Origin of the sequence: Arenimonas sp. GDDSR-1 (assembly GCF_025980345.1) — a bacterium.
In the GTDB taxonomy this organism is placed as follows: Bacteria; Pseudomonadota; Gammaproteobacteria; order Xanthomonadales; family Xanthomonadaceae; genus Arenimonas.
In genome coordinates this window covers 1-12,273 of record NZ_JAPDUI010000067.1, presented here as the reverse complement: position 1 = coordinate 12,273, position 12,273 = coordinate 1, and the positions used below count along the sequence as shown (strand labels likewise).

Here is a 12,273-nt window from a genome sequence, read left to right as displayed (position 1 = left end):
TGGTCAACAAGCATTTCTTCCCGCCGGAAACCGATGCCACCCAGTGGCATGAATATGCGGTGGAATGGACGCCTGACCAGATACGCTTCCTGGTGGATGGCAAACTCACCTATCGCGTCACCCGTAAAATGGCGGAGCATTACGGGAAATGGAGCTTCGACACGCCCAAGTTCGTGATCCTGAATTTCGCCTTGGGCGGCGCCTATCCATTCAAGACCAATGGCATCGAAGTACCCTATTCAGGCATCCCGGCCAGCACAGTTGCACGGATCAAGCAAGGCGATATCGCCATGGTTGTGGACTGGGTCCGCATCTATGGCCGCAACAAACCCTGAGACAGGATCGCTTCGTTTTCGGTAACGGACCTGATCAGACCTTATGCAACAACGCGTAATGAAATCCATCGCCGTCATCCTCGCCGGGCAGGCGCTGGCGGCCCGCTCCGCTGATCCGGCCGAAGCGTTCATCCAAGGGCAAAGCGCGCGCATCGGCATGCTGCGTCAGGAACTGGCCCACCAGGGATTCGTTTTCCGCTTTCAGCACCGAGCAGGTGCTGTACAGCAATCGTCCGCCCGGGCGTAAATGCCGCCAGGCGTTTTTCAGCAGACGCCACTGCAGGGTATTGAGCACACCGATGTCCTTCTCGCGCCGATGCCATTTCACATCCGGCTGCCGGCGGATGATGCCGGTCGCCGAGCAGGGCGCGTCCAGCAGAATCGCATCGAAGGCCTGCGGCAGGGTTTCCGGCAGCGGCTGCGTCGCATCCAAGGCCTGCAGTGCGGCGGCACCTTCGGCAAAACCGAGACGCGCGAACAGCTCTCTGATTTTCGGCAGTCGATCGGATTCGTTGTCGGTCAGCAGCAGCATGGCCGGCGCCGCTTCCAGCAGTTGCGCGGATTTACCGCCGGGGGCGGCGCACATGTCCCACACCGTTTCTCCCGCCTTGACCGCCAGCGCCATGGCCGGCAACTGCGCCGACAGATCCTGCACCGCCACGCGGCCGTTCTGCCAGCCCGGCAATTGCATCGGTGCGATGGCGTCATCGATGCGGATCGCCTGCGGCGCGAGATCGGAACCCCGATGGGCGATGCCCTGGGCCTGCAATGCCGCGGCAAACGCATCGCGCTGCGCCGCTTCACCGGGAATGCGCAGCCACAGCGGCGCCACGCGGTTGTTGGCTGCCACGATGTCGGCCCAGGCTTCGGGCCAATCGGCGCGCAGACGCGCCAACAGCCAGTCCGGGTGGTTTTCTTGGATGCCGATGTCGTCACTGGCCAGCAGACCTTCGCGTTGGCTGCGGCGCAGCACGGCATTGATCAGCCCGGCATGGCTGTCTTTGCCGAGCAGGCGCGCCGCCTCGACGGTGGCCGATACCGCGGCATGCGGCGCCAACAGCAGAAGATGCAATTGGGTGAGTCCGACCAGCAGCAGCGCGTGACTGAGCGGTTCGCTCTGGGCCAGCGGTTTGCTCAGGAAACGAGCCAATGCGAATTCCAGACTGCGCCGGTGGCGCAAGGTGCCGACCGTCATCGCTTCCAACAGCGCGCGGTCACGGCCATCGGCGAAGGCGCTGCGCTCCTGGGCCAACACCGTCTTCAGCGAGCGGCCCTGCAGTACCTGATGCACGGCCCGTGCCGCGGAGACGCGGAGCTGGGCGCCGTCACTGTTCAAAACGGTAGCGGCCGCGCGTTGAGATATTCGGCCGCCGATTGCACGCGGCCGCCGTCGCGCTGGACCGCGAGCAGCCGCAACGCGCCCTGCCCGCAGGCGATGTCGATGCCCGCTTTGCCGGCCGCCAGAACCGTTCCCGGCGGCTTGCCGGAATCGACCGTCAGAACCTCTGCCTGATACACCCGTAGACGTTCGCCCTGCATCCCGGTTTCGGCCACCGGCCAGGGGTTGAAGGCGCGGATTCTGTCGGCAAGGTTTTTTGCGGGCAGAGACCAATCCAGCTTCGCTTCGGATTTTTCGATTTTGCGTGCATAGGTGACGCCCTCGGCCGGCTGCGCTTCGGCCTGCAGCGTCATGCCGGCGCGGGCCAGGGTCAGGCCGTCACGCAAGACTTCCGCGCCGAGCTGCGAGAGCCGATCGTGCAGACTGCCGCCGGTGTCCTTCGCCCCGATCGGCGTTTTCAGCTGCAGCAGTACCGGACCGGTATCCAGTCCTTTTTCCATCTGCATCAGGCACACGCCGGTGACCGCATCGCCGGCTTCAATGGCACGCTGGATCGGCGCCGCACCGCGCCAGCGCGGCAGCAGCGAAGCATGCACATTCCAGCACCCCAGACGCGGCGCATCCAGCACGGACTGCGGCAGGATCAGGCCATAGGCCACCACCACCATCAGGTCGGCCTCATGGCCGCGCAGAACCGCTAGGTCGTCTTCGTTTTTGAAATTCAGCGGCTGATGGACCGGCAGCCCCATGTCCAGCGCCGCCTGTTTGACCGGCGACATCTGCAACTGGCGGCCCCGGCCGGCCGGCCGGTCGGGCTGCGTGTAAACCGCGACCACCTCGCCACGCGCCGCGCAGGTCCGCAAGGCGGGCACGGCGAACTCCGGGGTTCCGGCAAAAACAATACGCAGGGCCACTCAGGCCTCGGCGCCGAGCTTGCGCATTTTGGCCAGCTTCTTTTCCGCCAAGGCGCGCTTCAGCGGCGACAGGTGATCAACGAACACCTTGCCGATCAGATGATCCATTTCATGCTGGATGCAGACCGCCAGCAGGCCATCGGCCTCCAACGTGAACGGCTGACCGTTCCGGTCGAGGGCCTCCACGGTGATCTGGTTATAGCGGGTGACATCGGCATAGATGTTCGGCAGTGACAGACAACCTTCCTGATAGACCTGCTTGCCGTCCTTGGCGGTGATTTTCGGGTTGATGAACACCATCGGCTGGCTTTTATCTTCCGAAATATCAAGGACTAACAATTGTTTGTGGAAATTGACCTGGGTCGCGGCCAGGCCGATGCCCGGCGCTTCGTACATGGTTTCGAACATGTCATCGATCAGCGTGGACAGGGCGGCATCCACGCCCTCGATCGGGGTGGCGACCGTGCGCAGACGCTTGTCGGGGTATTCCAGGATGGGGAGGAGACTCATGGCCGGGGTCCGGGTTCCAAATTCATACGGAGGGCTATTTTACCCCCTGTTGCATTAATCGGTGCTTTTTCGGCTATATTGTTAGTTAATAATTAAGGTGTTAGGGGATTCACCATGCGCAAATTACTCATCGCTTTGACCATGAGCGCCAGCCTGCTGGTCATGCAGTCCGCCGCCGCCGATGTACTCAAAACCGGCCACCCCACCGAATACGTCGTGGTGAAGGGCGATACCCTCTGGGACATCGCCGGCCGCTTTCTGGACAAACCCTGGCAGTGGCCGCAGATCTGGAAAGGCAATCCGCAGATCAAGAACCCGAACCTCATTTACCCCGGTGATGTGGTCCGCCTGGTGTACATCGACGGAAAGCCCTACCTGACCGTGAACGATTCCGGCGCCCGCGGCACCGGGGGCACCCCGGTCGGCGCCATCGACACGTCCGTGTACCGGGCCTACCTGAAAGATCTGCGCATCTCCAGCGATTTCAAGACCATGCCGTATGTGCTGGGCACGGAGGAAGGCCATCTGCTCGGCACCACCGACAAGGCAATCTATGTGCACGGCCTGCAGGATGTCGGGGTCGGTGAAAACGTCGAAATTTTCCGGGCCACCGCCCACTTCGGCAGCGGCTACATGGATGGCCATAACCGTCTGTCCACTTCGCATCTGGATGCCCGCGGCGACCGCCTGGCGCTGGACGGCGAACATGTCTGGAACACCACGTCCGACAAGCCCGGATCACGGACCTATGTCGGAACCGAAATGGTGCGCGTCGCCAACGGCGTGGTCAGCAAACTCAAGGGCGACACCGCAACCGTGATCGTCACCGACGCAAACCGCGAAATCCGCCAGGGCGACCGCGTGGCGCCGGCCGCCGCCGGCGGCTATGATCCCTATTACTATCCGAGCCCGGGTCCGGACATCGGCGCCGAGATGCGCATCATCGCCGTACGCGACGGCATGATTGCCGGCGGCCGCACCATCGTGGCGATCCCGCTCGGCAGTCTGCAGGGCATCAAGAACGGCAACACCTACTCGATCTGGCGCCCGGGCGATGTCGAAGCCGACCGCATCAAGCACGACAACGAAATCGCGGCACAGAGCGACCGCAAACACATGCCGCAGGAGCGCGTGGGTACGCTGATGGTGTTCCGCACCTTCGACAAACTCAGCTATGCCATCGTGATGAACAACGCCCTACCGATCATGCCGGGCTATTTCCTGCGCCATCCCGACGCGAATTAATCCGCCGCGGTACACGAAGCTTTTCCGATAGTCGGCGCCCTCGGGCGCCGTTATCGTTTCCGGCATGACCGATAACGCACTGGCCTGTCTGCAACTGATCCACAGCACCGCCCGCTCCGGGAAAATCCGCGAAGCCCTGCTGCATTACCGCGATTCCGCGGCGGCATGGGAAGCCCTGTGCCGGCTGGACCGCAGCCTGCTGCCCGGCTTGAAAGCGAAGCAGGCCTTATTGCAGCGCGGGCGGGCCTGGCTGGGCGAAACCGGCAACCATGTGATTGCCTGGCAGGATGCCGATTACCCGCCGGCACTGCGGCAGACCGCTTCGCCGCCGCCGTTTCTGTTCGTGCGCGGTCGCCGCGATTTGCTCTGGCACCCGCAGATCGCGATTGTCGGAACCCGCCAACCGAGCGCGGCCGGTGCCGAATGCGCGCATTATTTCGCACGCACGCTGGCGGCACAGGGCTATACCGTCACCAGCGGCCTGGCCACCGGCATCGATGCCGCCGCCCACGAGGGCGCCCTGCTGAGCGGCCACACCATCGCCGCGCTGGCGACCGGTCCCGACCTGGCCTTTCCGCGCAGCAACGCAGCGCTGTACCGGCGCATCTGCGAAACCGGCGCGGTGATCACCGAACATCCGCCCGGCGTGCCCGCGTTGCGCAGCCACTTCCCGGCCCGCAACCGCATCATCGCCGCCCTGAGCCAGGGTACGCTGGTGATCGAGGCCGCGATCCGCTCCGGCGCCTTGATTACCGCGCGACTGGCGGCCGAACTGGGCAAAGAGGTCATGGCCGTGCCCGGTTCGATCCATAACCCGGTGGCCTACGGCTGCCACCAGCTGATCCGGGAAGGCGCGTTTCTGGTCGAGCAGCCGGAAGAAGTCCGTCATATCCTCGGTTGCAGCCTGAACGGTCCGATGCCGCGTACTCCTGCCGATGCGCATTTGCCGCCGAAAGCGTCACAGGGCACGCCGCCGGCCTCGCAGCTGAACGCCGCACAACAGCAGGTCTGGCAAGCACTTGGACACGATGCCGTGGCCATCGACACCCTCTGTCTGCGCACGGGATTGACAGCGGCGGATATCTCGTCCATTTTGGTAGGCATGGAACTGTCGGGCTGGGTTGAAAACCGCTTCGGCCGTTACCATAGAGGGATGACAGTCGCACCGTCAGCGAGAGGGTAATGAAAGAATCGATACTGAATGTTTTACTCTACCTCTTCGAGCACTACATCTACGACCACCCCGAGCTGGTTCAAGACCCCGACACTCTGCAAAACAACCTGATCCAGGCCGGCTTCTCGCCCGCCGAGGTCAGCAAGGCCTTTGATTGGCTGGAGACCCTGGCCCAGGATCGCCCGCAATCGACGACCAACGCCCTGCAGGGCCCTATGCGTCTGTTTGCCGAAGCCGAGCTCGACCGCTTCGAGGTCGAGGCCCGCGGATTCCTGATGTTCCTCGAACAGCGCGGGGTGATCTCGGCCGAGCAGCGCGAGCTGGTGATCGACCGCGCCATGGCGCTGGACCAGGACGAAATCGCACTGGACGACCTGAAATGGGTGGTGCTGATGGTGCTGTTCAACCAGCCGGGTTCCGAGGCCGCATTCGCCTGGATGGAGAGCCAGATTTTCATCGACGACCCCGAGCCGGTGCACTGACCGGGACCCCCCGGACTTGACAGCACCCCCCGACTTGGTGCCTTAATAAAAAAGAACCAGCCCGCCCCGTGCGGGCTTCGGCTTCTGTTTCACCCGTTTTCCGGAGCAGCACATGGCAAAGAATTTACTGATTGTTGAATCGCCGGCGAAAGCCAAAACGATCAATAAATACCTCGGCAAGGACTTCCTGGTCCTGGCCTCGTACGGCCATGTCCGCGATCTGCCGGGCAAGGACGGCGCGGTCAATGTCGATGACAACTTCGCCATGCGCTACGAAGTGCAGGAAAAGAACCAGAAGTACGTGGATGCCATCACCAAGGCCGCCAAGGACGCCAGCGCCATTTATCTGGCCTCCGATCCGGACCGCGAAGGCGAGGCCATCGCCTGGCATATCGGCGAGATCCTGGCCGAGAAGGGCCTGCTCAAGGACAAGGCCCTGCACCGGGTGGTGTTCACCGAAATCACCCCGAAGGCCATCGCGCATGCGGTCGAGCATCCGCGCGCCATCGCCGGAAATCTGGTCGACGCCTACCAGGCACGGCGCGCGCTCGACCATCTGGTCGGCTTCAACCTGTCGCCGATCCTGTGGCGCAAAATCAAGAACGGCCTGTCGGCCGGCCGCGTGCAGTCGCCGGCGCTGCGCCTTATCTGCGAACGCGAAGACGAAATCGAGGCCTTCATCAGCCGCGAGCACTGGTCGTTCACCGCCCAGCTGCAGGACAAAGGCCAGGCCTTCAGCGCCCGCTGTGTCAAACTCGATGGCACCAGGTTCGAACAGTTCACCATTACCGACGGCAAAACCGCTGAAGCCGCGCTGGCCCGCCTGAAGGCCGCCGCCGGAAGCGCACTGAAGGTGGCGGAAGTCAACCGCAAGGAACGCAAGCGCCGTCCGTCGCCGCCGTTCATCACCTCCACCCTGCAGCAGGAGGCCGCGCGCAAGCTCGGTTTCACCACCAAGAAAACCATGCAGGTCGCGCAGAAACTGTATGAAGGCGTCAATGTCGGCGAAGAAGGCACCGTCGGCCTGATTAGCTACATGCGTACCGATTCGACCAGCCTGTCCGGCGAAGCGCTCGGCCAGCTGCGCGAGGTCATCGCGCAGGAATTCGGCAAGCACAACCTGCCGGCGGAAGCCAACGTCTACAAATCGAAATCCAAGAACGCGCAGGAAGCGCACGAAGCGATCCGGCCGACCTTCGCCGGGCGCACGCCGGCCCGCATCGGCAAATACCTGAGCGACGACGAACGCCGCCTGTACGAACTGATCTGGAAGCGCGCCGTCGCCTGCCAGATGATTCCGGCCACGCTCAACACGGTCAGCGTCGAACTCGCCGCCGGTCCGCAGCACGGCTTCCGCGCCACCGGCACCACCGTGGTCGATCCGGGCTTCCTGCTGGTGTACGAGGAAGGCAAGGACCAGAAAGACAGCGAGGATGACGAAGCCAATGCCCAGCTGCCGCCGCTGGCCGAAGGCCAGAGCGTCACGCTCAACGACATCCTCGGCGAACAGCATTTCACCAAGCCGCCGCCGCGCTATACGGAAGCCAGTCTGGTGAAAACCCTGGAAGAGTACGGCATCGGACGTCCGTCGACCTACTCCAGCATCATCCAGACCCTGATCTACAAGGCCTATGCGCTGCTGGAAAGCCGCGCGTTCCGGCCGACCGACGTCGGCCGTCTGGTCAACCGCTTTCTGACCTCGCACTTCGAGCACTACGTCGACTACGATTTCACCGCCAAACTCGAAGATGAGCTGGACTCGGTGTCGCGCGGTGAAGAGCCGTGGACGGTGCTGATGGACAAGTTCTGGAAGGAGTTCAAGGCCACGCTCGACGAAAAGACCGATGAGGTCAACCGCTCGGAAGGCACCGGTCAGCGCGAACTCGGCACCGATCCGGTGTCCGGCAAGCCGGTGTCGGTGCGCATGGGCAAGTACGGGGCATTCGCGCAGATCGGCAGCAAGGACGACGAGGACAAACCCAAATTCGCCTCGCTGCGCCCGGAACAGAGCATCTTCACCCTGCAATTGCCTGAGGCGCTCAAGCTGTTCGAGCTGCCGAAAGAGCTCGGCGAACTGGAAGGCAAGCCGGTCATGGTCGCCATCGGCCAGTTCGGGCCATACGTGAAACACGGCGATACCTTCGCGTCGATTCCGAAAGAGATTGATCCGTATCAGATCGAGCTGGACAAGGCGGTTGAACTGATCCACGGCCGCCGCGAATACCTGGCCAACCGCTTCATCAAGACCTTCGAGGGTACCGACATCCAGATCCTCAATGGCCGCTTCGGTCCGTACATCACCGATGGCGCGTTCAATGCCAAGATTCCGAAAGACCGCGAGCCGGCGTCGCTGACCCAGGACGAATGCGAAGCCCTGTTGGCCGAAGGCAAGCCGGTACGCAAATTCGGCCGTGCCGCCAAGAAAGCCACCAAAAAAGCCGCCGTGAAAAAAGCACCTGCCGTCAAAAAAGCACCGGCGAAAAAAGCCGCCAAGAAAACGGCGAAAAAGAAAACTGCTACGAAGAAAGCGGCCAAGAAGACTACCAAGAAAACCGTGAAAAAAGCGACCAAGAAAGCAGCGAAGAAAACCGTAAACGCCTGATATCCGTATACCGCATGTCTGTTGAACTGGTCCGCCCAAGTACAAAGTACGAGAGCAGCTACCGTGCTTACATCGAGGAACTCGGCGACGAGGAGCGCTACCCGTTTCCCTTGGACTTCGACCACAAGGACTTTCCTGCGCTGCTGCGCCGGCTCAATGATTTCGAAGCCGGGCGGAATTTGCCGGAAGGGTACGTGCCCAGTTCGACCTATTGGCTTGTTGAACACGGAGAGCTGGTCGGGGTATCGAATCTCCGCCACTTCCTGAACGAAAAAATCTTCAATGCTGGCGGCCACATTGGCATCGGCATTCGGCCACAGGCGCGAGGCCGTGGCCTTGGCAATTTGCTTTTATCACTCACCATCGCAGAAGCGCGCAAGCGGGGCATCGGTGAGCTGCACATTCACTGCCATAAGCACAATGAGGCGTCCGCCAGAATGATCATGGCCAATGGCGGCGTGCTGGATTCCGAGATATCAGACGGAAAGTCCGCTGATTTCATACAGCGCTATATCGTTTCGGAACGGACCAACGCGGGGTAACGATGCCGATACGCCATCGGCATCCGAAAACTCCGGAGCAAGCCCTGGGCCGGCCAACTTATAGGTTGGCCGAATCCTTGATTGGCGTGCATTCCAGGGCGATGCCGTAAAAATCCACATTCGCCTTGCGGAAAAACGATGGCTTGGTCGTTGCCCAGGGTGATAACCGCCGGCCTGTCATCGTAATCGTTGTAGTAGGCCATGGTGAACGGCTTGCTGTTGTCATCACATTTGAATTCCACGGCGCTGGCGGCCATCGCGCCCGGGCTGTTGATCTGCAGTTCGGCAATGCGTGTGCGGTATTCTTCTTCCACGCAGAGTTTTTTATCGTCTGCTTTCCAACACTCATCACGGCCTTTGACCCAACTGCGCTGGCGGGCAGCCAGATCCTTGACGGCATCCGGTTTGGCCAATTCGGCGGCATAGACTTCGGCCAGACGCTTGTCGAGCGCGGCCAGGCCGTAATCGGCACACACCATGGTTTCGGCTTCGCTCCCGGCTTTGGCGCAATCGAAAGACGGGGTGACCGGCCCGGTCGGCGGCGGCACGGCGGCGGGCGCGGTCGGCTCAACGGCAGCGGGTTCGGCAACGGCGGGTGCGGCCGGCGGTTCCGGTTTACTGCAGGCGGCCAACAGGAATGCAACGGCAATGAGTGATGAAGCGGTTTTCATGGCGGCCGTTCCCCGGTGGCGTTTATGGGCAGTTTACGCCGGCGCCCTTGCAAGTCAAGCGTGTCGAATTGGCGGGGATTGCTGTAAATTAGATGCTCTACCTCTGGGGAAAACCGCATGAAAGTCAAAGCCGCCGTTGCCTATGAAGCCGGCAAACCGCTGGTCATCGAAACCGTCGATCTGGAGGGTCCGAAAGCCGGCGAAGTACTGGTCGAACTGAAAGCGACCGGCATCTGCCACACCGATTACTACACGCTTTCCGGTGCCGATCCGGAAGGCATTTTTCCGGCCATCCTCGGCCATGAAGGCGCCGGTATCGTGGTCGATGTCGGCCCGGGCGTGACCACGCTGAAAAAAGGCGACCACGTGATTCCGCTCTACACCCCCGAATGCCGGCAATGCGAATACTGCCTGAGCCAGAAGACCAACCTGTGCCAGGCCATCCGCAGCACGCAGGGCCAGGGCCTGATGCCGGACGGAAGCTCGCGCTTTTCCATCGGCGGCAAGAAAATCCACCACTACATGGGCACCTCGACCTTCGCGCAATACACCGTGGTGCCGGAGATCGCGCTGGCCAGAATCCGCGAGGACGCGCCGTTCGACAAGGTCTGCTACATCGGCTGCGGCGTCACCACCGGCATCGGCGCGGTGATCTACACCGCGAAGGTCGAACCGGGTTCGCGTGTGGTGGTGTTCGGCCTCGGCGGCATCGGATTGAACGTGATCCAGGGTGCGCGCATGGCCGGCGCGGCGCAGATCATCGGTGTCGACATCAACCCGGCGCGCAAGGACATCGCCACCAAATTCGGCATGACCGATTTCGTCAATCCGAAGGAGGTGGACGGCGATCTGGTCGCCTATCTGGTATCGCTCACGAAAGGCGGCGCTGATTACTCCTTCGAATGCATCGGCAACACGCAGGTGATGCGCCAGGCACTGGAGTGCTGCCACAAAGGCTGGGGCACCAGCGTCATCATCGGCGTGGCCGCGGCCGGCCAGGAAATCAGCACACGGCCGTTTCAATTGGTTACCGGCCGTAATTGGCGCGGTTCGGCCTTCGGCGGTGCGCGCGGCCGCACCGACGTGCCGAAGATCGTGGATTGGTACATGGAAGGAAAGATCGACATCGACTCGCTGATCACCCATACCATGCCGCTGGAAAACATCAATGAAGGCTTTGATCTGATGCACCGCGGCGAATCGATCCGCGGCGTGGTGATCTACTGAAATGAACCTTCCGGCATTCGAGGTGCTGAGCGAAAAGCGCTGCTTCGGCGGCGTGCAGGGTTTCTACCGGTTCGAATCCAAGGCCTGCGGCGCACCGATCCGTTTCGGCGTATTCCGTCCGGACCGGCAAGGCCATGTACCGGCGCTGCTGTTTCTGGCCGGGTTGACCTGCAGTGAAGAAACCTTCGCCATCAAGGCCGGCGCGCAGCGTATGGCGGCCGAACTCGGCTTGGCCTTGGTCACGCCCGACACCAGCCCGCGTGATACCGGCATTGCGGGCGCCACTGGCGATTGGGAGTTCGGCGAAGGGGCCGGCTTCTGGCTGGATGCCACACAGGAGCCGTATGCCGGGCGTTTCGCCATGGAAAGCGCGGTCACCCGCGAACTGCCGATGCTGTTGGATGCGCACTTCCGGATCGATGTGGGGCGAATGGGCATCAGCGGGCATTCGATGGGAGGCCACGGCGCGCTCACGCTCGCCCTGCGCCATCCGGGCCTGTACCGCTCGCTGTCGGCGTTCGCGCCGATTGTGGCCCCCATGCAGGTACCATGGGGGCAAAAGGCCTTTCCGCGCTATCTGGGCAGCGATCAACACACCTGGCGCGGGCATGACGCCACCGCATTGATGGTAGACGGCCGCCGCTTCGACGGTCCGATCCTGATCGACCAGGGCACGGACGATGCCTTCGGCGCAGAACAATTGCGCCCTGAGCTATTCCAGGCCGCCTGCGACGCCGCCAACCAGCCGCTGCTGTTGCGCCTGCAACCCGGATACGATCACAGCTATTGGTTCATTCAAAGCTTTGTTGAAGATCATCTGCGGCATCATGCCGCCGTGCTCTGCCGGTAATCAGAACCCGTAACGCAGAAATCCGCCATCCACCGCGATGCATTCGCCGGTGATGTAACTGGCGGCCGGCAGGCACAGAAACGCGATGGCAGCGGCCACTTCTTCCGGTTCACCGATGCGGCGCATGGGCGTGCGCGAAATCACTTCCTCGAAATAGTCGGGATTGGACAGCGCTTCGGAGGTGCGTCGTGTGCGGATGTACCAGGGCGCCACCGAATTGACGCGGATGCCGTCACTGGCCCACTCGCAGGCCAGGTTTTTGCTGAGCTGGTGCACCGCCGCCTTGCTCAGACCGTACAGCGGGCCGGTGCGCACATGGGTCAGCCCGGACACGCTGCCGACATTGACGATGCTGGCGCTGCCGTGCTGCTTCAGGAACGGA

General features: G+C 62.3%; 13 protein-coding genes. 8 read left to right on the top strand and 5 right to left on the bottom strand.

All coding sequences use genetic code 11. The annotated features are described in order from the left end of the window. Positions 1-335: family 16 glycosylhydrolase (locus Q0W88_RS09390; RefSeq protein ID WP_297802739.1), on the top strand; the 335-nt coding region annotated here is incomplete at its 5' end. Positions 336-369: 34 nt separating this feature from the next. Here the strand turns inward: Q0W88_RS09390 and rsmB are convergent. Genes rsmB through def form a run of 3 tightly spaced genes read right to left on the bottom strand, consistent with a single transcriptional unit; the run spans position 370 to position 3,098 of the window. Further along, complete coding sequence (rsmB, locus tag Q0W88_RS09385; protein ID WP_297802737.1) at positions 370-1,671, bottom strand: 16S rRNA (cytosine(967)-C(5))-methyltransferase RsmB; 1,302 nt, start codon at positions 1,669-1,671, stop codon at positions 370-372. After that, on the bottom strand, positions 1,668-2,582 hold the full coding sequence (gene fmt, locus Q0W88_RS09380) for a methionyl-tRNA formyltransferase (RefSeq protein WP_297802742.1): 915 nt from the start codon (positions 2,580-2,582) through the stop codon (positions 1,668-1,670). The genes rsmB and fmt overlap by 4 nt, the downstream gene beginning before the upstream one ends. Before the next feature lie 6 nt (positions 2,583-2,588). Continuing rightward, on the bottom strand, positions 2,589-3,098 hold the full coding sequence (gene def, locus Q0W88_RS09375; RefSeq protein ID WP_297802734.1) for a peptide deformylase: 510 nt from the start codon (positions 3,096-3,098) through the stop codon (positions 2,589-2,591). Positions 3,099-3,212: 114 nt separating this feature from the next. Between def and Q0W88_RS09370 the strand changes: the two genes are divergently transcribed. The 5 genes from Q0W88_RS09370 (at position 3,213) to Q0W88_RS09350 (ending at position 9,143) form a co-directional block, all read left to right on the top strand. Continuing rightward, complete coding sequence (locus Q0W88_RS09370; RefSeq protein ID WP_297802730.1) at positions 3,213-4,343, top strand: LysM peptidoglycan-binding domain-containing protein; 1,131 nt, start codon at positions 3,213-3,215, stop codon at positions 4,341-4,343. Between the two features lie 64 nt (positions 4,344-4,407). Then, on the top strand, positions 4,408-5,526 hold the full coding sequence (gene dprA / locus Q0W88_RS09365) for a DNA-processing protein DprA (RefSeq protein ID WP_297802727.1): 1,119 nt from the start codon (positions 4,408-4,410) through the stop codon (positions 5,524-5,526). Then, positions 5,526-5,999: a DUF494 family protein gene (locus tag Q0W88_RS09360; RefSeq protein WP_297802722.1), complete on the top strand. Its 474-nt coding sequence runs from the start codon at positions 5,526-5,528 to the stop codon at positions 5,997-5,999. The genes dprA and Q0W88_RS09360 overlap by 1 nt, the downstream gene beginning before the upstream one ends. Before the next feature lie 112 nt (positions 6,000-6,111). Beyond that, positions 6,112-8,601: a DNA topoisomerase I gene (locus tag Q0W88_RS09355; RefSeq protein ID WP_297802719.1), complete on the top strand. Its 2,490-nt coding sequence runs from the start codon at positions 6,112-6,114 to the stop codon at positions 8,599-8,601. 14 nt (positions 8,602-8,615) lie between these two features. Continuing rightward, entirely contained in the window at positions 8,616-9,143 is a 528-nt protein-coding gene (locus tag Q0W88_RS09350) for a GNAT family N-acetyltransferase (protein ID WP_297802716.1), read from the top strand. Here the strand turns inward: Q0W88_RS09350 and Q0W88_RS09345 are convergent. Continuing rightward, entirely contained in the window at positions 9,110-9,814 is a 705-nt protein-coding gene (locus tag Q0W88_RS09345; protein ID WP_297802713.1) for a lysozyme inhibitor LprI family protein, read from the bottom strand. The two genes, Q0W88_RS09350 and Q0W88_RS09345, sit on opposite strands and share 34 nt — an antisense overlap. A gap of 117 nt (positions 9,815-9,931) precedes the next feature. Between Q0W88_RS09345 and Q0W88_RS09340 the strand changes: the two genes are divergently transcribed. Continuing rightward, positions 9,932-11,041 carry an S-(hydroxymethyl)glutathione dehydrogenase/class III alcohol dehydrogenase gene (locus Q0W88_RS09340; RefSeq protein WP_297802709.1) on the top strand — a complete coding sequence of 370 codons (1,110 nt, stop codon included), beginning with the start codon at positions 9,932-9,934 and terminating at the stop codon, positions 11,039-11,041. 1 nt (position 11,042) lies between these two features. Further along, positions 11,043-11,891: an S-formylglutathione hydrolase gene (gene fghA / locus Q0W88_RS09335; RefSeq protein ID WP_297802706.1), complete on the top strand. Its 849-nt coding sequence runs from the start codon at positions 11,043-11,045 to the stop codon at positions 11,889-11,891. Here fghA and Q0W88_RS09330 read toward each other — a convergent pair. Continuing rightward, positions 11,892-12,273 (bottom strand): SDR family oxidoreductase (locus Q0W88_RS09330; protein ID WP_297802703.1); only part of this gene is annotated, 382 nt, incomplete at its 5' end.